The organism is Janthinobacterium sp. Bl 1 (genome assembly GCF_058215535.1).
Window position 1 is genome coordinate 3538974 of the sequence record NZ_CM177086.1, and the last position, 20390, is coordinate 3559363.

General features: G+C 64.7%; 13 protein-coding genes. 10 read left to right on the forward strand and 3 right to left on the reverse strand.

Annotated elements, in window-relative coordinates:
- Positions 1 to 102: 102 nt before the first annotated feature.
- Positions 103 to 1368 (reverse strand): Na+/H+ antiporter NhaA, encoded by a 1266-nt coding sequence (gene nhaA, locus AC4BCN_RS15740; RefSeq protein WP_490491175.1) that lies wholly within the window; start codon positions 1366 to 1368, stop codon positions 103 to 105.
- Positions 1369 to 1873: 505 nt separating this feature from the next.
- Here nhaA and AC4BCN_RS15745 point away from each other — a divergent pair.
- From AC4BCN_RS15745 to AC4BCN_RS15755, 3 genes are all read left to right on the forward strand, one after another.
- Positions 1874 to 2911 (forward strand): zinc-dependent alcohol dehydrogenase, encoded by a 1038-nt coding sequence (locus AC4BCN_RS15745; protein WP_230515961.1) that lies wholly within the window; start codon positions 1874 to 1876, stop codon positions 2909 to 2911.
- Positions 2912 to 3003: 92 nt separating this feature from the next.
- Positions 3004 to 3717: a hypothetical protein gene (locus AC4BCN_RS15750; protein ID WP_490491176.1), complete on the forward strand. Its 714-nt coding sequence runs from the start codon at positions 3004 to 3006 to the stop codon at positions 3715 to 3717.
- Positions 3718 to 3859: 142 nt separating this feature from the next.
- On the forward strand, positions 3860 to 5803 hold the full coding sequence (locus AC4BCN_RS15755) for an FTR1 family protein (RefSeq protein WP_490491177.1): 1944 nt from the start codon (positions 3860 to 3862) through the stop codon (positions 5801 to 5803).
- Between the two features lie 40 nt (positions 5804 to 5843).
- Here AC4BCN_RS15755 and AC4BCN_RS15760 read toward each other — a convergent pair whose 3' ends face one another.
- Positions 5844 to 7232: an amidohydrolase family protein gene (locus AC4BCN_RS15760; RefSeq protein ID WP_490491178.1), complete on the reverse strand. Its 1389-nt coding sequence runs from the start codon at positions 7230 to 7232 to the stop codon at positions 5844 to 5846.
- Positions 7233 to 7380: 148 nt separating this feature from the next.
- On the opposite strand from AC4BCN_RS15760, the gene AC4BCN_RS15765 reads away from it, so the two are divergent.
- The 7 genes from AC4BCN_RS15765 (at position 7381) to AC4BCN_RS15795 (ending at position 18770) form a co-directional block, all read left to right on the forward strand.
- Positions 7381 to 8904: a LysR substrate-binding domain-containing protein gene (locus AC4BCN_RS15765; protein WP_490491179.1), complete on the forward strand. Its 1524-nt coding sequence runs from the start codon at positions 7381 to 7383 to the stop codon at positions 8902 to 8904.
- A gap of 104 nt (positions 8905 to 9008) precedes the next feature.
- Positions 9009 to 9818 carry an oxidoreductase gene (locus AC4BCN_RS15770; protein WP_490491180.1) on the forward strand — a complete coding sequence of 270 codons (810 nt, stop codon included), beginning with the start codon at positions 9009 to 9011 and terminating at the stop codon, positions 9816 to 9818.
- A gap of 35 nt (positions 9819 to 9853) precedes the next feature.
- Positions 9854 to 10861 (forward strand): NADP-dependent oxidoreductase, encoded by a 1008-nt coding sequence (locus tag AC4BCN_RS15775; RefSeq protein WP_490491181.1) that lies wholly within the window; start codon positions 9854 to 9856, stop codon positions 10859 to 10861.
- A 132-nt stretch (positions 10862 to 10993) separates the two neighbouring features.
- Positions 10994 to 12151, forward strand: a complete 1158-nt coding sequence (locus AC4BCN_RS15780; RefSeq protein ID WP_490491182.1) for an ABC transporter substrate-binding protein — start codon at positions 10994 to 10996, stop codon at positions 12149 to 12151.
- Between the two features lie 37 nt (positions 12152 to 12188).
- On the forward strand, positions 12189 to 15839 hold the full coding sequence (locus tag AC4BCN_RS15785; protein ID WP_490491183.1) for a response regulator: 3651 nt from the start codon (positions 12189 to 12191) through the stop codon (positions 15837 to 15839).
- The gene (locus AC4BCN_RS15790; RefSeq protein ID WP_490491184.1) at positions 15836 to 18376 is read left to right on the forward strand and encodes an EAL domain-containing protein; all 2541 of its coding nucleotides are present in this window, start codon (positions 15836 to 15838) and stop codon (positions 18374 to 18376) included. The genes AC4BCN_RS15785 and AC4BCN_RS15790 overlap by 4 nt, the downstream gene beginning before the upstream one ends.
- Before the next feature lie 19 nt (positions 18377 to 18395).
- On the forward strand, positions 18396 to 18770 hold the full coding sequence (locus AC4BCN_RS15795; protein ID WP_485882759.1) for a hypothetical protein: 375 nt from the start codon (positions 18396 to 18398) through the stop codon (positions 18768 to 18770).
- Between the two features lie 28 nt (positions 18771 to 18798).
- Here the strand turns inward: AC4BCN_RS15795 and AC4BCN_RS15800 are convergent, their stop codons facing one another.
- Positions 18799 to 20304 (reverse strand): anion permease, encoded by a 1506-nt coding sequence (locus tag AC4BCN_RS15800; RefSeq protein WP_485883332.1) that lies wholly within the window; start codon positions 20302 to 20304, stop codon positions 18799 to 18801.
- Positions 20305 to 20390 lie beyond the last annotated feature (86 nt).

Here is a 20390-nt window from a genome sequence, read left to right on the forward strand (position 1 = left end):
TGAAATTAATGTAAACCTGTTTTTCTGCGTACGAGCTACCTGGAAAGACCGTTTGACATGGGATCCGTCGAGACCAGGTGCAGACCTCGACGGAGTGCCGCATTACATAGTCACAACGTCTCCATCGCGACGAATTTCGTCTGCCTGCACACTTTCATGCTCACACTGGTCTTTTGCCTTCGGGGCAAAACGCAGAATCAGGCAAGCAACGATGGCCGACAGGAGAGAGCCAAGCAGGATGCCGATCTTGGCTTCCTCGACATACGCTGGATGGCCAGGAAATGCCAGGCCACTGATGAACAGGCTCATCGTAAAACCGATACCGCAAAGCATCGAGACCGCATAAATTTGCAGCCAGGTGCTGCCGCGTGGCTTGCCAGCAAGTCCACTCTTGACCGCCAGCATGACACCAGCGAACACGCCCAGTTGCTTGCCGAGGAAGAGACCTGCGGCAATGCCAAGCGGGAGCGGCGCCCACATGGCCGATGGCGAGAGTCCCGCAAACGAGACGCCAGCGTTGACGAAGCCGAATACCGGGACGACCAGGAAACCGACCCATGGATGCAAGGCGTGTTCGAGCCGGTGCAGGGGCGAATCAGGCGCATCCGGCGTGCCTGGAGACGAAATGTAGGGGATCAGGAAGGCGCCCACCACGCCGGCAATCGTTGCATGCACGCCCGAGAGCAGCGTGACATACCAAAGCAGGGCCAGGCCGATCAGATATGGCCACAGTTTCATCACGCGAAGCTTGTTCAATGCAAATAACACCACGACGATAGCGGCCGCGGCGGCAAGTGCGCCGGCATTGATGGAGGCGGTATAGAAAACGGCGATGATGGCGACAGCACCCATGTCATCGATAATGGCCACTGAAACAAGCAGCAGTTTCAAGGACAAGGGCGCATGGCGTCCCAGCAGCGCCAGCACTCCCATGGCGAACGCGATGTCCGTCGCGGCAGGTATCGCCCAGCCATTCATCAGCAAGGGCTGTTTCGCAGTCAGTAAAACGTAGATCGCGGCCGGGAATGCCATCCCCAGCAGTGCAGGCAATGCCGGCAGGCGTCGCTGCTCCCACGTCGAGAGCCGGCCATCGACCAGTTCCCGTTTGATCTCGAGCCCGACCAGGAGGAAAAAGACCGCCATCAGCCCGTCGTTGACCCAGAGGTGGGTTGTCATCGGGCCCAGTTTGTCGCTGAGCACGGGACCTGTTTGCCAATGCAGAAAATGCTGGTAGGCGCTGGCCAGCGGACTGTTGGCGATAATCAGGGCGGCAACGGCCGCTGCCATCAGCAGGATGCCGCCCGCCGCGTCACTGGCGAGGAAGCGCTGTAGAACGGAATGGTGTTTCGGTGATGTAGTGGTGCTCATGCCGCATGCTCCTTGAACGAATGGATGTCCACGACGCACCAGGCCCTCCGGGCGCAAGCACGCTCGGCGAGGTCAATGACGGAAGAAGTGCCAATACAAGCGCAAGCACAAGCAGGCCGGGCAGGCGTAGACGAGGAGTGGGAAAGGAAAAAGACAGCGCCCGCGGAAAGCGGTGCTTCAATCAGTTGACGCCAATAGAGATGGAACGCTGCGCGCATCATAAAACCTCACGGAAAACGAAAATGTCGTTCTCCGTATTCGGGGTAGCCCCGGGCGCACGCAGCACACGCCGAGTTGTCATTATACCTCAGGCCCGGCTTTCCTTCAACGCGACAGCAGCGGACTGAATCGTCGTCCAGGGTGGCTGGCTTCCCGCTCAGTATGTTGATGTAGATCAATCAATTTTTGTATCGTGTGCAGCATAATATGATCATTCGCAAGCTTCTGTTCAGCAAATCATGGCTTGCGCCCTGCTCTACGCCCTACCCACTTCATAAGGAATACCATGACACCCACTACCATGAAAGCCGCCGTTGTCGAGCAACTGGGCCAGCCGCTGGTGCTGCGCGAGGTGCCCGTGCCGGTACCCGGCCCTGGCCAGATCCTCGTCAAGACGGAAGCGTGCGGCGTTTGCCACACGGATTTGCATGCGGCGCGCGGCGACTGGCCCGTCAAACCGTCGCCACCGTTCATCCCTGGCCACGAAGGCATCGGCCTGGTGGTGGCCGTGGGCACGGGCGTGACGGAGGTGCAGCTGGGCGACCGGGTCGGCGTGCCCTGGCTCTATTCGGCTTGCGGCCATTGCGAACATTGCCTGGCAGCCTGGGAAACCGTGTGCGCCGAAGCGCAGTTCGGCGGCTACACCAAGAATGGCGGCTTTGCCGAATACATCCTGGCCGACCCGCGCTACGTCGCGCATATCCCGGCGGGACTGTCCGCCGTGCAGGCCGCTCCCATCATCTGCGCCGGCGTGACCAGCTACAAGGGCATCAAGGAAACGGGCGCGCGGCCGGGCGAATGGCTGGCCGTGTCCGGCATCGGCGGACTCGGCCACCTGGCCATCGAGTATGCGCTGGCCATGGGCTTGCGCGTGGCGGCCGTCGACATCGATGACGGCAAGCTGGAGCACGCGCGCGCCCTTGGCGCCGAAGTGACCATCAATGCGCGCCAGGGCGACCCCGTCGCTGCCTTGCGCGAGGCGACCGGGGGCGGCGCCCACGGCGTGCTGATCACGGCGCCATCGCTCGATGCCTTCCAGCAAGGCGTGGCGATGACGCGCAAGCGCGGCACGTGCGTGCTGGTCGGCTTGCCGCCGGGCGACTTCCCGACGCCGCTGTTCGACGTCGTCGCCAATTGCGTGACGATACGCGGCTCCTTTGTGGGCACGCGCCAGGACATGGCCGAGGCGCTCGCCTTTGCCGCCACGGGCAAGGTCAAGGCCGACGTGGAATTGCAGCCGCTGTCGGCCATCAACGACATCTTCAGCCGCCTGGAACACGGCAAGGTTGCCGCGCGCGTCGTGCTCGATTTCAGCGCGAAGTAAACGCGACGCCAGCATTCCGGTGTGTCGTGCGACGGCAATTTAATTGCCGTTGTTATGATGGCTTATCATAAAAACACAACAAGGACACACCGATGAAGCAATCCCTCTCCCGCCTGCGGGCCTGCGCCACCCTCGCCTTCTCCATTTCGGCCAGCTGGGCCAGCGCGGCCGAGCCAGCCGCGTCGTCACTGCCTGGCCACTATTATCTGCAAGGCGTCATGGAAACGGGCTCCGAACTGCTGCTGAAAAAGGACGGCACGTTCGAATGGATGCTCAGTTATGGCAATACCGACCAGCAAGCCAGCGGCGAGTGGCGCGCTTTGGGCGACGTAGTCACCCTGGTGGCGGGCAATGGCGGTAAGGAGCCGCAGTTCCGCGTGTTCGAGGAATCGGAAATGCGCATCCAGAAAGCGGCCGAAGCGGGCCTGTGGGTCGCCATCGTCGGCTTTCCCCGGTTGGGACCGATGGCCGGCGTGGAAGTGAAATTCGAAGCGCAAAGCGGCAAGACGGCCACGGCCGTGAGCGTGGCGAACGGCGACGCCATCGTCCGCATGCCGGCGTCGGAACGCTGGGTGCGCGCCGGCTTGCGCCGCCAGGGGGCAAAAGCCGACTATCAATGGCTGCCAGTGCCAGCGGAGCGCGCGCAGGAACGCATCGCCGCGTTCGCCGTCACCGATCCGCAATGGCTCAGGGGCCAGGCATTCCAGAAGCTGGCCCTGCGCGTCGTCGAGGGCGGCCTGCGCGTGGACGATGCGGACAACGGCCTGGCCAGGGGGCTGTACGCGAAGCAGGCATCTGGCCAGTAGCACGCGTTTTCCGCTTTCTCAGCCTCTGCCGCATCCTGGCGCATAGTCCCCGCCATCGCCCGTGACTTGCTCCGTGCGCCGTTGACACCCCGCACGGTCTGTCCTATAGTCGCCGGGTTAACGACAAATGAGAATGAGAATCATGTTCAGTTCTATGAAGAAATGGCTCGTGTGCTATCCGCTCGTGGCCGCCAGCCTGTTGCTGGCCGGTGGCGCGCAGGCGCAAACGACCGATCCTGGCGCCGGCGCCAAGCAGTTGTGGCAATTGATTGACTACGTTGCCGTCGATTACAGCGGCGCCGTCGAGCACGGCAAGGTGATCAGCGAGGCCGAATACGCGGAAATGCTCGATTTCACGGACAACGCGACGACCCAGATCGCCGCCCTGCCCGCCCATGCCTCGCAAGCGGCCATTGCCGCCGCCATCGCCGACCTGCGCAAAGCCGTCGTCGACAAGGCGGACGGCGTGGAAGTCAAGCGCCTGGCGCACCATGCGAACGGCTTGCTGATCGCCGCCTACCCGATACCCGTGGCGCCGAAAGTGCTGCCGAACCTGGCGCGCGGAGCGGCCCTGTATGCGGCCCAGTGCGCCTCTTGCCACGGCGTGGCCGGTGGGGGCGATGGTCCGCTGGCAGCCAGCCTGGAACCGAAACCGATCGCCTTCACGGATGGCGAACGGGCGCAGTCGCGCAGCCTGATGGCGCTGTACCAGGTCATTTCGCAAGGCGTGGCTGGCACGTCGATGGCCAGTTTCGGCCAGCTGTCCGAAAACGAGCGCTGGGACCTTGCTTTCTATATCGGCGGCATGTCGCACGATGCGGCGGCCAGCGCGCACGGTGAAAAGCTGTGGCAGGACGATCCACGGGCCAAGAAGCTGTACGCGGACCTGGCCGCCGTGACGACCCTGACGCAGGAAGCCGTTGCCGCCAAGCTGGGCGCGGACGAGGCCAAAGCGCTGACGGCGTATCTGCGCAGCCATGCCGGCAAGGCCGAGGCGCACAAGCCGGCCGGCCTGGCCCTGTCGCGTCTGCGCCTGGCCGAAAGCCTGGCCGCCATGCACGCGGGCGACCGCGCGGGCGCGACGCGCCTGGGCCTGTCTGCCTACCTCGATGGTTTCGAGCCGATCGAGCCGATGGTCGGCGCGCGCAACAAATCCCTGCTGCTGGCCGTGGAAAACGCCATGCTGGCCTACCGTTCCGCCGTGGCCAAGGGCACGGCGGCCGACGCCGAAGCGGCCGGTGAAAAACTGCAGCAACTGTTTACCCACGTGGAAGCGGAACTGGGTGACGCCAAGGCCGACCCGATGACGACCTTTATCGGCGCCCTGACGATCTTGCTGCGCGAAGGCGTGGAAGCGCTGCTGATCGTGATCGGCATCATTGCCTTCCTGCGCAAGGCCAAGCGCAAAGACGTGCTCGCCTACGTGCATGCGGGCTGGGCCAGCGCCTTGGTGGCGGGCGGCCTGACGTGGGTGGCGGCGACGTATCTGGTGACCATCAGCGGCGCCAGCCGGGAAGTGAGCGAGGGTCTCGGTTCCGTGTTCGCGGCCCTGGTCCTGCTCAGCGTGGGCTTGTGGATGCACCAGAAGAGCAGCGCCGGGCGCTGGCAGGAATACCTGCACGAGAAACTCACGGCCGCGATGAGCCGGCGCTCCGCCTGGGGCCTGTTCGCACTGGCCTTCATCGCCGTCTACCGCGAAGTCTTTGAAACCGTGCTGTTCTATTCCGCCCTGGCGGCGGACGGCAATGGCGGCGCCCTGCTGGGCGGCTTCCTGGTGGCCATCGTGCTGCTGGTCGTGATCGCCTGGGCCTTGCTGCGCACGAGCGCGCGCATGCCGATCGGCAAGTTCTTCTCGTGGACCTCCGCCTTCGTGGCCGTGCTGGCCGTGATTTTGATGGGCAAAGGCGTGGCCGCGCTGCAGGAAGCGGGCTGGGTCGGCGTCACCCCCGTCGATTTCGTGCGCATCGACTTGCTGGGCATCCTGCCGACCATGGAAACCCTGCTCGCGCAGGCGGCCATCGTGGCCATCATCGTCGCCGGCTATGGCTGGAACCGTGTTTCGGCAGGCAAGCGCAAGCTGGCCTGATCCTGAAATGCCGGCGTAGGCAGAGCTCACATGGCGCTGCCTACGCCTGGTGGATAGTTGCGAACGACTGGGCAAACAAATCAGGCTGGTAGCCGGCGGCACTGAACAGGTGGCCACAGGACTCGTCGATCGCGGCGCGCAGTTTTGCCTGATCCACGCCCAGCACGACGCCACCGCGTTTGCGCACGCGCCCGCCAATGATGACGGTATCGATATTGCTGCGCTCAGCCGCATGCACGACGGTACCGATGGCGTTGTTGACAGGATATACGTTGAGGTCGCCGGTGCGTATCAGCACCAAGTCGGCCTGCTTGCCTGGCCTCAAACTCCCGATGCGCTGTTCCAGCCCCGCCACCGCGGCGCCGTCGATCGTGGCGGCCTCCAGCAAGCGGAAGGCATCGGTGGGCGCCGCCGCATGGCGATGTCCGTGGCGATGCCCCTGGCGATGCCCCATCACCCGCTGCAGGTAGAACGCCACGCGCATTTCCATGAACATGTCGCCGCTATACGAGGTCTCGTTGTCGACACTGAGGCCAGGGCGTATGCCGTGCTGGTGCGCCGCCTGCCAGGCGTTCATGCCATCCTCGATGCCGTAGTGGGCATCCGAACGCGGGCATACATTGACGCGCACGCCCGCCTCGCGCAAGATGCGCCAGCCCGATTCCGGCAGACAAGTGCAGTGGTTGAAGATGTTGTCGCTGCCGAGCAACCCCTGCCGGTGCAAGCCTTCCAGCTCGGCCGCCATGCCAGCGCCAAAAAACTCGGTCACGATGGGAATACCCAATTTACGGGCGACGGCCCACTGCTCCGGTTCCAGCTGCGCCATCATGGCCAGCGTCACCAGGCTGTCGGGATCGCTAAAATACTTGGCCTGCAGGCGCGCGAGGTTGCCTGGCCAATGCGCCTTGTCCCACTCGCCCGACACAGGCGCCCCCGAGGCGTGCACGGCGCGGATGCCCGCATCGAGCAGCGCTTCGACTGCCGCGTCGGCGTGCGCCCCCGTGCGGCTGTTGTGGGAATTGTCGATCACGGTCGTGATGCCGGCATCGATGGCGCCCAGGGCCGTGAGCAGGTTGCCCACGTAGATATCGCGGGGCCGGTAGTATTTGGCGAACGAGAAATGCGTGGCGTTGCAATAGTCCTCGAGCGTTGCCGCATTCGGGTTGATGCGGCGCAGCTGGCCTTCCCAGGCATGGCGATGGGTGTCGACCATGCCGGGAATGGCGATCATCTGCGCGGCATCGATCACTTCGGCGCCGTCGGCCTGCAGATGCTGGCCGATGGCGGCAATGACGCCATCGGCCATCAGGATATCACCCTTGGGCACATTGCCAACCTTGCCATCCATGCTGATGATGGTGGCGCCTTTGATCAGCATCTTGCGGGGGGGCGGGGCCAGTGGCCCCAGTAGTTGGTCTTGTTCAGACATGCTTGATTCCTGCTATAGCTAATGAGTTGCACGCAGTCTAGTGCAGGCAAGCACGGGGGAAAAGTGGCGCCGTGTGTTTTCAGCATGCAGAAAAACCGAATAATGTTGGGTTATAGTGCCGTTTCCCCTACTGCTACGAAGACAAGATATGGACCGCGTACAAGCAATGCAGGTATTCCTTCGCGTGGTCGAGAGCAGGAGTTTCGTGCGCGCGGCGCAGACTCTGGGTTTGCCCGCATCGTCGGTGACCGCCATCATCAAGCGGCTGGAAAAGCATTTGCAGACGCGCCTGCTGAACCGTTCCACCAGAAACCTCAGCCTGACACCGGAAGGCGAGCGCTACTTCCACCGCTGCCGCGAGATCCTCGAGCTGATCGCCGATACCGAAGCGAGCTTGCAAGGCGCTAGCGATCGCCCGCAGGGACGTTTGCGCGTCGATATGCCTGGCGGCATTGCCCATGCCGTGATCCTGCCGCAGCTGGCGCAATTCCAGCAGCGCTACCCCGACATCTACCTGATGATCGGCGTCAATGACCGCCAGGTGGACTTGATACAGGAAGGCGTCGATTGCGTGATCCGCACCGGCAGCCTGGAAGACTCGACCCTGGTCGCGCGCCGCCTGGGCGAGCTGCGCTGGATCACCTGCGCGGCGCCGTCCTACCTGGCCGAACACGGTGCTCCCGCAACCCTGGAGGATTTGCCGGGACACCGGGCCGTCCATTACTTTTCCAGCACGGCGCGGCGCGGCAGCGATCTGCATTTCATCGAAAACGGCATCCGCGTCGCCGTGCCCCTCCCCGGCACGGTCGCCGTCAACGAGACGGGGCTGTACATCGAGCTGGGCCTCGCCGGCCATGGCTTGATGCAGCTGGCCGAGATCCTCGTAAGCAGCCAGCTGCAGGCCGGGCAACTGGTCGAGGTGCTGGCCGACAGGCGGCCTGCGCCGGTTCCGGTATCGCTGCTCTACCCCCATCAGCGCTTTCTTTCCCCTGCGATGCGGGCGTTCAGCGAGTGGACGGCCGAGCTGTTCGGAACGGCTCGCGTGCAAGCTGTTGAAAAGTGCGATATGATGATCATCATGCAGAACTCACCGAACAAACCGGCGGCGCAAAGCCGCAAGGAAGCCACCCACGAACGCATCGTCGAGGTGGCCACGCGCGCCATCCGCCGCAGCGGCTATGCGGGCACGGGCGTGGCCGACATCATGAAGGAAGCGGGCCTGACGCACGGCGGCTTCTATGCGCACTTCGCCTCGCGCGACGCGCTGCTGGCCGAAGCGGGCGACCGCGCGGGCGCCGAAGCGGTGGCGCTGGCGGCCCGGGTGGCCGCTGCCGCCCCACCGGGCCAGGCGCTGCAGGCCATGCTGGCCGCGTATCTGTCGCCAGAACACATCGCCGCCATCGAGGTGGGCTGCCCCGTGTCGGCGCTGGGTTCGGAAATGCCGCGCCAGGCGCCCGAAGTGCGGCGCGCCGCCACCATCCACATCAAGGAAATGATCGACCTGTTCGCGCGCCAGTTGCCGAACTGGGGCCAGCCCGAAGCGCATGCGCAAGCGATGGCGACCGTGTGCGCCATGATCGGCACCACCATTCTCGCGCGCGCCGTGGACGAGCCAGCCCTGTCGGAGGCGCTGTGCGCGGCCACCCTGGCGCAGTTTCAAACACCCAGCTAATTGCACCGCCCGTGGCCTTGATCCGTCCCGGGCTTTTTTTGAAACAACAATATGATGATCGTCATATTTTATATCCAACGCTGTCAACCACTGAAGGAATTACCATGAACAACAAGAAGATTGCCCTCGTCACCGGCGCCTCGTCCGGCATCGGCGCGGCCACGGCCCAGCGCCTGGCGCAAGCGGGTTACACGGTGTACGGCACCAGCCGCCGCGGCGGACAAGCGGCCGCAGCCGGCCATGCGATGCTGGCGCTCGACGTCACCAGCGATGCGTCCGTCGCTGCGGCCGTGGCCGAGCTGATACAGCGCGAAGGCCGCATCGACCTGCTGGTGAATAACGCCGGTTTCGGCGTGGCTCCGGGTGGCGCAGAGGAAAGCAGCGTGGCACAGGCGCAAGCCATCTTCGACACGAATTTCTATGGCGTGCTGCGCATGACCCTGGCCGTGCTGCCGCACATGCGGGCCCAGGGCGGCGGGCGCATCCTCAATATCGGTTCCGTCCTGGGCTTTTTGCCCATGCCTTACGGCGCGCTGTATTCCGCCACCAAGCACGCGATCGAGGGCTACACTGAATCGCTCGACCATGAAGTGCGGGGCTGGGGCATCCGTGCCAGCGTCATCGAACCGGCCTACACGAAAACCACGTTCGAAGCCAATCTGCTGGCGCCCGATACCCCGCTGTCCGCCTACCGGCAAGTGAGCGCGGCCGTCACAAGCCGGCTGCAAATGCTGATGGCCGGCGCCGATGACCCGGCCATCGTGGCCGACACCGTCCTGGCGGCGGCGCAGGCAAGCCAGCCCAAGCTGCGCTACACGGCCGGGCCGCTGGCGGCGCGCTTGCGCCTGATGCGCCGTTTCATGCCGGCCGCGCTGCTGGACGCCGGCTTGCGCAAGGACCTGCGCCTGGCCTGAGCGCCGGCGCCTTTTCAGTCTTCAGAGAGAACATCATGCAAGCTTTGCAACTTAAAAAATACGGCGGCCTCGATCACGTGGCGTTTGCGGAACTGCCCCGCCCCACGCCCGGCCCCGGCGAATTGCTGGTGCGGGTGCACGCCGTCGGCCTGAACCCCATCGACAATCTGATTCCCAAGGGCGACTTCAAGCCGATCTTGAAAACGCGCTTGCCGGCCACCCTGGGCAGCGACCTGGCCGGCGTGGTCGTGGCCGTGGGCAGCGGCGTCACGCGCTTTACAGTGGGCGACGCCGTGTATGCGAGTATTTTCGACACGCCGCACGGCAGCCTGGCCGAATTTGCCGTCGTGCCCGAACAGGCGGCCGCGCTGAAACCGGCCAACCTCGATTTCGTGCAGGCGGCGTCGATACCCATGGTGGGCCTGACGGCGTGGCAAGCCATGCATGAGCGCATGCAACTGAAGCCGGGCCAGAAAGTGTTCATCCCGGCCGGTTCCGGCGGCATCGGCACGTTCGCCATCCAGCTGGCCAGGCACCTGGGCGCCCGCGTGGGCACCACCACCAGCACGGCGAACGTGGAACTGGTGCGCGGCCTGGGGGCCGATGAGGTCATCGACTACAAGAAACAACCGTTCGAGGACGTGCTGCGCGATTACGACGCCGTGCTGGGCACGGTGCGCGGCGACGGCCTGGAAAAAGCCTTGCGCATCATCAAGCCTGGCAGCCGCGTCGTCTCGCTGGTCGGCCCGCCCGACGCCGCCTTTGCCCGTGCGCGCGGCATGAACGTGGTGCTGAAACTGGTGTTCGGTTTGCTCAGCCGCAAGATCATCGGCCTGGCGAAGCGGCGCGGCGCCAGCTATGCCTTCCACTTCGTGCGTCCCGACGGCGGCCAGCTGGCGCAGATCGCCGCCCTGATTGAGGCGGGAACCATCCGCCCCGTCATCGACAAGGTGTTTCCTTTTACCGAGGCGAAACAGGCGCTGGCCTACCTGGCGCAGGGCCGCGCGCGGGGCAAGGTAGTGGTGCAACTGCCCGTGTCCTGAGGCGTATTTAACCTGCTTTCCGCGCCGTGACCATGACTGTGATTATGTGTGAGTTTTGCGTTGGCAATTTCCTCCATACTCGTTGTCAACCGTGTGCTTCTTGACACCGGTCAACCTCCATAAAGGTAGCTCATGCGCGCTTTCCCGGAATGCTGCTGGCTCGCCATCACCCTCGTGGCCGGCATGGTTCATGCCGCCGAACCGGGCGTCACCGAGACGCACATCCGTCTGGGCATGGTCAATGCCCAGACGGGGGCGGCCTCGGGGCTGGGGAAAGCCATGCTCGACGGCGCGACGGCCGTTTTCCAGGAAGCGAACCAGCGTGGCGGCATCCATGGCCGCAGCATCGAGCTGGTGGTTGCCGATGACGGCTACGATCCTGACCGGGCCATCAGCGAAACGCTCAGGCTGGTCGAGGAAAAACAGGTGTTCGCCCTGTTCGGCAACGTGGGCACGCCCACGACCAATGCCGTCATACCGATCGTCCAGGAAATGAAGGTGCCGCTGGTGGGCGCGTTTACGGGCGCAATGACCTTGCGCCGCCCCGTGGTACGTGAAATCATCAACTTCCGCGCCAGTTATGACGATGAATCCGATGCCCTGGTGCAGTATTTCGCCAGCCGCGGCGTCAAGCGCTTTGGCGTGCTGTACCAGGACGACGGTTTCGGCAATGCCGTACTCGACGGCACAGTGAGAGCCCTGCAACGGCGCGGCCTGGAACTCGTTGCCAAGGGCTCGTTCCAGCGTGGCACCACGGCCGTCAAGGCGGGACTGGCGGCCCTGATCGGGCACGACCTGCAAGCGGTGGTCATGGCCGGCCCCTACACGCCGGTGGCGGCGTTCGTGCGCGAAGCCAGCCAGGCCGGGTTGAAGGCGGCCCTGTCCACGGTGTCCTTTGTCGGCACGGACAGCCTGCTGCAACTGCTGGGCAAGGAAGGCAACAACATCGTCATTTCGCAGGTAGTGCCCCTGCCGGACGACCGCCAGTTGCCGATCGCCGCCGACTGCGCCGCGCTGCTGGCCAGGCATGTGCCGGCGGCCACGCTGTCTTTCGTCAGTTTCGAAGGCTGCATTTCGGCCACCCTGATGGTGGCGGCGCTGCGCCGCACGGGCGCGGACCTCACGCGCGAGCGCCTGATCCAGAGCTTCGAATCGTTCGACCGGCTCGATCTGGGCGGCATGCGGGTGACGTTGCGACCCGACAACCACCAGGCGTCGACGGCCGTTTTCCTGACCCGCATCGCCGACGGCAAGATCGTGCCGGCGGACCCGGGGCCTGGCGCGAAGTGATGCGCGCCCACTTTTCCAGCCCGCCCTGGAGCCAGGCATGAAAATCAGGACCAAGCTGATCATCAGTACCACCGTCCTGCTGGCGGGCGTGGCGGCCATGGCGGCGGCCAGCCTCTTGCTGGTGAAAGGCATAGAAACCCATGTGCACGGTTTGACCGACCGGACCGTGCCGATGTACACGGACGTATTGCGCCTGCGCTATACCGTGCAGGACATGGCCTCGGATTTTTTCGAGCTGGGCAAGGCGCAAGACCTGGCGCAGCTGGAACAGGTATCGAACAAGATCGTCGCCAATATCCAGGCCGCCGAGGGCATCCGCAAGCAATTGCGGCGCCATGGCGAGTCGCAGTCGACCCGCTACCATACGGCCTTCGAACAGGCATTCGAGCGCATGCGCGTCGCCGTGCGCAAGCGCCTGGAAAACGAGGCCTACTACAAGGCGCAGGCGACGGAGATGGGCCAGGTCCTGGCGCAGATCAAGGCCGCCGCCAAGGCCGCGCGCGGCAAGATCCGCCTGATCGACAGCCAGGCCCAGGCCACGGCCGCCGAGGTGCAACTGGAAAGCCAGCGCCTGAACGAGAATGCCCGCTACCTGGCCGACTTGCGCAATAGCATCCTCGACATGCAGATTGCGCTGGCCGAAACGGAGGCCGTGAAGAGCCGTTTCCGCATCGCGCCCCTGCGCGAAAGGCTGACGGCGGCCGTCGCGCATCTGGACGGAAGCGGCGAGCGCGACATCAGCCCTGCCCAGCAGGCACTGCGGACAAAACTGCTGGCCACGGCGCGCCAGTTGCTCGATCCCGCCGCCGGCCTGATGGCCTTGCGCGCCGGCTTGCTGGCCGAAGGCGGCGCCAGCGCGGCGCGGCAGGCGCAATATGCGGCGCTCAAGGAACAAGTCAGCGCCACCCTGGCTGCCGCCCACCTGCGCCTGGCCGAGGAACTCGATCCCATCGAACTGCAGCTGGCCATCGGACGCGACCGGCTGGCGCAGGCCAACCGCTACATGCGCACCTCGTCCCGCATCGAGGACGCCAGCGGCGAAATCAACCTGGCCGTCGACGCCATCAGCATCGGCGTGGGCGAAGTGATGCTCGCCACGGCCGCCAGTGACGTCAAGCGCCTGGGCGACGATATCGCACTGCACATCAGCGCACTGCACCGCGACATGGGCACCATGCAGACCTTGCTGCAAAGCATAGGCCAACTGGGCTTGCTGGCTGAAACGCGCAGCGTCGACACCTATCTGGACGCGGTGGAACGGTCGGGACAGCGGCTGGTGCAAGCCAAGGGCAGCGTGCTGGACAGCCAAGCGGCGCTGGACGAAGTCATCGGCCACGTGCGCGCCTTCGAGCGCGAACAGGCCGCCTATTCCGCGCAGCAGGTGTCGCGCATCACGGGGCAGCAGCAGGACGCCGTGACCCAGGTGCGCGATGGCGTGCGCCATGCCTTCATGCTGATCCTCGGCATCGCGCTGGTGCTGCTGCTGGCCTGCGTGGCCATCACGGGGCTGATCAGCGCATCCATCGCCAGGCCGCTGGCGCACCTGTCCCATGCGATTGCCCATATCCGCGGCGGCAAGGCGCTGTCGGTGCGCGTGGCGCAGCATGGCAGCGATGAATTGGGGCAATTGATCAAGGGCTTCAACGGCATGCTCGAGCATGTGGAACAGCGCGACCTGGCGCTCAAGCAGGCCAAGGCCGAGGCCGACGCCGCCAACCGCGCCAAGTCGGAATTCCTGGCCAAGATGAGCCACGAGATCCGCACGCCGATGAATGGCGTGCTGGGCATGACGGAATTGCTGCAGCGCACGGAACTGAGCCCCAAGCAGCAGCGTTTCGTGCACACGGTGCACCGCTCCGGCGAAAGCCTGCTGAGCATCATCGACGACATCCTCGACTTTTCCAAGATCGAGGCGGGCAAGCTGGTGCTCGAACATATCCCCTTCGACCTGCGCCAGGTGATCGACGATGTGGTGGCGCTGTTTGCCAACGGCATCCAGCGCAAGGCCATCGAATTTACCTGCCGCGTCGCCTCCGACGTGCCGCAGCACGTGCGCGGCGACCCCGTGCGCCTGCGCCAGATCCTCACCAACCTGCTCAATAACGCCACCAAGTTCACGGAACGGGGCGAGATTTCCGTCGATGTCAGCTGCCCCGCCGCCGGCCAGATCCGCATGGAAGTGCGCGACACGGGCATCGGCATGGCGCCGGAAGCGGCGGCGGCCGTCTTCCAGCCTTTTCGCCAGGCCGACAGCACCACTTCGCGCAAATACGGCGGCACGGGACTGGGCCTGGCCATCATCAAGCAGCTGGTGGAAATGATGGGCGGCAACATTGTGCTGAAATCCGTGGCGGGCCAGGGTTCCAGCTTCGCCGTCACCGTTGTCGTGGGCACCGTGGCGCCCGAGGACGCGCCGCCGGCGCCGCCGCCGCGCGTGTCGCTGGACGCCTTGAACGTGCTGATCGTGGATGACCATGCCACCAACCGCAGCATCCTGCTGCAGCACGCGATCGAGTGGCAGATGGCCGCCGCCAGCGCCGCCGACGGCGCCGAGGCGCTGGACCTGCTGCAAGCCGCGCTGCGCGGCGAGCGCCCGTTCGACCTGGCCATCATCGACATGCGCATGCCCGTCATGGATGGCGCCGAGCTGGTGCGGGCGATCAAGGCCGACGCCGGCATGGCGGCCCTGAAAATTATCATACTCAGTTCGCTGGACGCTTCGGCCGAGCTGCGCCAGGTGACGGCGCTGGGCGTGGAATACTGCCTGACCAAGCCCGTGCGGGCGGTGGAACTGCGCCACTGCATCGAAGCTGCCTGCGGCTACGGCACCCTGGCGCCAACGAGTGCTGCCATGCCTGCCCTGCCCGCTCCAGCGGACACCGCGGCCGCAGGCCAGGCGCCGCTGCGCATGCTGCTGGTGGAAGACAACGCGATCAACCAGGAAATCGCCCTGGCCATGCTGGAAGATAGCGGCTACGAAGCCACGCCGGCCGACAACGGGGCGCGCGCGCTGGCCCTGTGGGAGCGCTCCCCGTTCGACGTGATCCTGATGGATTGCCAGATGCCGGAAATGGATGGTTTTGAAGCGACCCGGCGCTTGCGCCGCATGGAAAGCGAGCAAGGCCGCAGCCGCACGCCCATCATTGCCCTGACGGCCAACGCCATCCTCGGCGACCGCGAACTGTGCCTGGACGCGGGCATGGACGACTACCTGGCCAAGCCGTACACGCGCGCCGCCCTGCTGGCCATGCTGGCCCGCTGGCGCCCGTCCCCCGCCGCGCCGGCCCCAGCGGAGACGGCTGGAGTAACGGTGGAGACAGCGGCAGCGCCATCGGCCGCCATCCTCGACGCCACCGCCCTGCAAAACCTGCGCGCCATGCGGCGTCCCGGCCGCCCCGACGTGCTGGGGCGCATCATCGACCTGTTCTACAGCGACGCCCCGCGCCTGCTGGGGCAGCTGGAAGTGGCCGCCGAGGCCAGCGATGCCGCGGCCCTGCAGCTGGCGGCGCACACGCTCAAGTCCAGCTGCGCCAACGTGGGCGCACTGGGCTTGTCGGCCACCTGCCGTGAAATCGAACAATACGCGCGCGGCAACGACGTCGGCAGCGCACTGCACCATATCCGCGGCATCCAGCAAGAACTCGACCGTGTCCTTGCCGCCCTGGCCATTGAGAAGGAAGCCATATGAATACCGCACTGCCCCCGCAAGCACTGGTCCTGGTGGTCGATGACGACACCATGACGCGCATCCTCGTGACGGAAGCGCTGGAGCCGGAAGGCTTCCGCATCGAGGAAGCGGCCAGCGGCCTGGAAGCGCTGGCCGCCTTCCAGCGCGGCGTGCCCGACCTGATCCTGCTCGACGTCGCCATGCCCGGCATGAGCGGCTTCGAATGCTGCCAGCAGCTGCGCCGGCTGCCCGGCGGCGCGCACGTGCCCATCGTCGTACTGACCGGCAACGATGACGACGACTCCATCAAGCAGGCGCTGGAAGCGGGCGCCAGCGATTTCATTTCCAAGCCGATGCAATGGCGGTTGCTGGCGCACCGGCTGCGCTACCTGCTGCGGGCCAGCAGCGCGCTCACCGAACTGAGCCGTATCCAGGAAAGCCTCAACCACGCGCAGGCGCTGGCCCGTCTGGGCAACTGGGAATACCGCGTCGCCGGCGGCGACGGCTACTGGTCGCCGGAGCTGTTGCGCATCCTGGGCCTGGACGCCGATACCGGCCCCACCAGCTTCGACCGCCTGCTGCAGTGCCTGCCGGAAGACCAGCGCCCCCTGCTGCTCGATGCCTTCATGGAGCTGCATGCGAGCGGCACCAGCTACGGCCTGGAACACAAGGTGCTGCGGCCCGACGGCGGCGAGTGCATCGTCTTTCACCAGGCCGAAGCCGTGCGCGAAGGCCGCGAGGTACTGCTGATGCGCGGCACCGTGCAAGACATCACGGACCGCAAGCTGCAGGAATTGCGCATCGAATACCTGGCCAACCATGACGCGCTGACGGACTTGCCCAACCGGCAATTGCTGAACGACCGCATCGGCCAGGCCATCGCCCATGCCCGCCGCACCCGCTTGCACCTGGCCACCCTGATGCTGGACCTCGACCGTTTCAAGTTCGTCAACGACAGCTATGGCCACCCCGTGGGCGACGCGCTGCTGCGGGAAGTGGCCCGCAGGCTGAAGCTGGCCGTGCGCGAGGGCGACACCGTGGCTCGCCAGGGCGGCGACGAGTTCGTCATCCTGCTGACGGACCTGCCCGACATCGAGACGGCCGAACAGATCGTGCAAAAAGTGCTGGCGGTGTTCATCGAGCCCTTCGTGCTGGGCGAACATACCTTGCACGTCAGCACCAGCATCGGCGCCAGCGTGTTTCCATCCGACGGCGACAGCGGCGACATGCTGCTCAAGACGGCCGATGCGGCCCTCTACAGCGCCAAGGACAAGGGCCGCAACGGCTACCAGTTCTACAATCACAAGATGGGCGTGCTGGTGGAAGAGCGGGCCGAAATCGAACACGCGCTGCACCAGGCGCTGGCGCTGGGCGAGCTGGAATTGCACTACCAGCCCAAGGTCGATCTCACCAGCGGCAAGATCTATGGCATGGAAGCGCTGCTGCGCTGGCGCCGCGACGGCATCGGGCTGGTGCCGCCGGACCGCTTCATCCCCCTGGCCGAGGAAACGGGCATGATCGTGCCCATCGGCGAATGGGTGCTGCGCACGGCGTGCGCGCAGCTGGGCGTCTGGCATGCCTACGGCTTTACGCACCTGACGATAGCCGTCAACGTGTCGGCGCGCCAGTTCCGCCAGGTCGACATGCCTCAACTGGTGCGCGAAGTGCTGGCCGACAGCGGCGTGCCGGCCCACTGCCTGGAGCTGGAGCTGACGGAAAGCGTGCTGATGCAGAACCGCGACCTCGTGGTGAAGGCGCTGGAAGAATTGAAGGAAATCGGCGTGACCTTGTCGCTGGACGACTTCGGCACCGGCTATTCGAGCCTGTCCTACCTCAAGCAATTCCCCATCGACGTCGTCAAGATCGATCAATCGTTCATCCGCGACGTGACCGACAGCGTGGATGGCGCGTCGCTGACCCGCTCCATCATCGCCATGGCCAAGTCGCTGCACATGACGACGGTGGCCGAGGGCGTGGAAACGGAGGGACAATTGGGATTTCTCAATACCAACCAGTGCGACGCCATGCAAGGCTATTATTTCAGCCGTCCCCTGCCCGGCGCCGAGATGGATCTGATGTTGCATGCGGGCACCCATTTGCCGCCCGACAGCTGCCATGCCGAAGCACCGCAGCGCGTGCTGCTGCTGGTGGACGACGAGGAGCATATCCTGTCCGCCCTGCGCCGCTCGCTGCGCAAGGAGGGTTACCAGATACTCAGCACCAGCCAGCCGCAGGAAGCGCTGGAACTGGTGGCCGCGCATGCCGTGGGCGTGATCCTCACGGATGCGCGCATGCCGGGCATGTCCGGCAATGAGCTCTTGCGCCGCATCAAGGGTATCTATCCGGAAATCGTGCGCGTGATGCTGTCCGGCTACCCGGAACTGCATTCGGTCACGGCGGCCATCAATGAAGGCTCGGTGTACAAGTTCATCACCAAGCCCTGGGACGAGACCTTGCTGAAAGACCATTTGCGCGAAGCCTTCGTGCGCTTCGAATCGGGCGTGCAGCGGCCACCGGTCGGTCCGCATGGCATCGAGATCAGCAACCGTGCCGCCTAGCGCGTCGCCAGGAGCCGCCATGCAGGACCAGCTGTTCTTCGAAGGCTTGCGGGCGCTGGCCGAAGCCGCCTTCCCCAAGCATTGCGCCTGTTGCGGGCGCGAATTCGCCACGGCCGACGAGTTCATTTTGCAGACGCAATCGATGCGCCAGAATGTCTCGGGGCTGAAACAAAGCTTCGACGACAACAACGTGGCCATCGTCGAGGTCTACCGCAACTGCCTGTGCGGCTCGACCCTGATGGATTTCTTTTCAGACCGGCGCGACACCTCCGAGGCATCGCTGCAGCGGCGCCAGTTGTTTGAGCGCCTGTTGCCGCCGCTGATGGAAAAAGGCATGGAACGGGCCGCCGCGCGCGAATATCTGCTGCATGTCGTGCGCGGCCAGCTGCCGTGACGAGGCAGCTGACTGCTGGCCGCTGGTATTACCAGTAGCCCAGTACCTTCCACCACGTCGTGCCGACGACGGCAAAGATCAGCAATTCGATCACGCACATGATGAAGCCGACCCGCCACCAGTTGCCCATCGTCACGAAACCGCTGCCGAAGATGATGGGTGAAGTACCCGTCGCGTAGTGGGTCAGGGTCATCATGATGGCCGAGCCGGCCGTCATCATGAGCATGAACGGCACGTGGTATTCGGCCGGGATCAGGTGCAGGCCCACCGTCAGGAAGGCCAGCAGCATGGCGCTGATGTGGGCCGTCGTGCTGGCGAAGAAGTAATGCGAAAAAACGAATACCAGCACCAGGACGCCGGCGATCGGCAGCCAGTCCATGCCGCTGGCGACGATGGCCGCTTTCATGCCGGCCGAGAACCAGGCGATCACGCCCGTCTTGTTCAGCTGCTCGGCCATCATGACGAGCGCGCCGAACCACACCAAAGTATCCCAGGCGCTCTTTTCCGACAAGACGTCATCCCAGTCGATGGTGCCGGTAATAATCAGCACGAACAAGCCGACAAAGGCGACCACCGTCGCATCGAGCGAAAACGCGGGGCCGAACAGCATGGCCGGCACGTTGGCCCACAGCAGCAGCAACAGGGCGAAGGTGCCCAGCATGACTTTTTCCGACGGCGACAGCGGGCCCATGCCTTTCAATTCCGCCTTGGCATAGGTGACGGCGTCGGGCGTGGCTTTGAGTTCCGGCGGCGACAGCCAGTAAATAATCAGGGGCATCACCAGCAGACAGACGAGGCCCGGCAGCAGCATGCACAGGGCCCAGGTGGTCCACGTCAGGTGAAAACTCTGGCCGCTGGCCTTGGCCACGAAGTCGACCACGAGCGGGTTCGGCGCCGTGGCAGTGAGGAACATGGCCGACGTAATCGGATTGGCGTGGTAATTGACGAGGGCCAGATACGTGCCCACCTTCTTTTCCGTGCCCTTGGCCGGGTCCGAATCGAAGGCATTGGCGATCGATTTCATGACGGGGTGGACGATGCCGCCGCCGCGCGCCGTGTTACTGGGAGTAAAGGGCGCCAGCACCAGCTCGCAAATCGCCAGGCCATAGCCGATGCCCATGGTGCGCTTGCCCAGCAAGGAAATGAACAGCAGGCCGATGCGGCTGCCCAGCCCCGTCTTTTTCAAGCCGCGCGAAATCAGAATCGCCACGACGATCAGCCAGATCAAGGGATTCGAAAAACTGCTGAGCGCATCCGTGATGGCGCCCTTGGACGAGGTCGACGTCACTTGCGACAGCGAAACGATGACGATGGCCATCATGGCCATCACGCCGATCGGCATGACTTTCAGGATGATCGCCAGAATCGTGGTGAGGAAAATCGCCACCAGGCCCCAGGCCTTGGGCGTCAAGCCATCGGGCGCCGGCAGCAACAGCATGCTGACCAGCAAGACCGTGCAGATCAGGGCGGGGACGAGGCGGAATGGGACGGCTTCCTTGAAATGCAGGAACAAGTCGCGCACTGTTTTATACATCATGATTTCCTTTGCTGGACAGGCATCCTGGCGGGCGGTCGCCCGCTTGGATTGGTGATAATTCTTTTTAGCAACATCATACAAGC

Excerpts from the sequence above, each read along its gene's own strand:
- nhaA (WP_490491175.1), bottom strand. The coding sequence starts at position 1,368 with ATGAGCACCACTACATCACCGAAACACCATTCCGTTCTACAGCGCTTC.
- AC4BCN_RS15745 (WP_230515961.1), top strand. The coding sequence starts at position 1,874 with ATGACACCCACTACCATGAAAGCCGCCGTTGTCGAGCAACTGGGCCAG.
- AC4BCN_RS15750 (WP_490491176.1), top strand. The coding sequence starts at position 3,004 with ATGAAGCAATCCCTCTCCCGCCTGCGGGCCTGCGCCACCCTCGCCTTC.
- AC4BCN_RS15755 (WP_490491177.1), top strand. The coding sequence starts at position 3,860 with ATGTTCAGTTCTATGAAGAAATGGCTCGTGTGCTATCCGCTCGTGGCC.
- AC4BCN_RS15760 (WP_490491178.1), bottom strand. The coding sequence starts at position 7,232 with ATGTCTGAACAAGACCAACTACTGGGGCCACTGGCCCCGCCCCCCCGC.
- AC4BCN_RS15765 (WP_490491179.1), top strand. The coding sequence starts at position 7,381 with ATGGACCGCGTACAAGCAATGCAGGTATTCCTTCGCGTGGTCGAGAGC.
- AC4BCN_RS15770 (WP_490491180.1), top strand. The coding sequence starts at position 9,009 with ATGAACAACAAGAAGATTGCCCTCGTCACCGGCGCCTCGTCCGGCATC.
- AC4BCN_RS15775 (WP_490491181.1), top strand. The coding sequence starts at position 9,854 with ATGCAAGCTTTGCAACTTAAAAAATACGGCGGCCTCGATCACGTGGCG.
- AC4BCN_RS15780 (WP_490491182.1), top strand. The coding sequence starts at position 10,994 with ATGCGCGCTTTCCCGGAATGCTGCTGGCTCGCCATCACCCTCGTGGCC.
- AC4BCN_RS15785 (WP_490491183.1), top strand. The coding sequence starts at position 12,189 with ATGAAAATCAGGACCAAGCTGATCATCAGTACCACCGTCCTGCTGGCG.
- AC4BCN_RS15790 (WP_490491184.1), top strand. The coding sequence starts at position 15,836 with ATGAATACCGCACTGCCCCCGCAAGCACTGGTCCTGGTGGTCGATGAC.
- AC4BCN_RS15795 (WP_485882759.1), top strand. The coding sequence starts at position 18,396 with ATGCAGGACCAGCTGTTCTTCGAAGGCTTGCGGGCGCTGGCCGAAGCC.
- AC4BCN_RS15800 (WP_485883332.1), bottom strand. The coding sequence starts at position 20,304 with ATGTATAAAACAGTGCGCGACTTGTTCCTGCATTTCAAGGAAGCCGTC.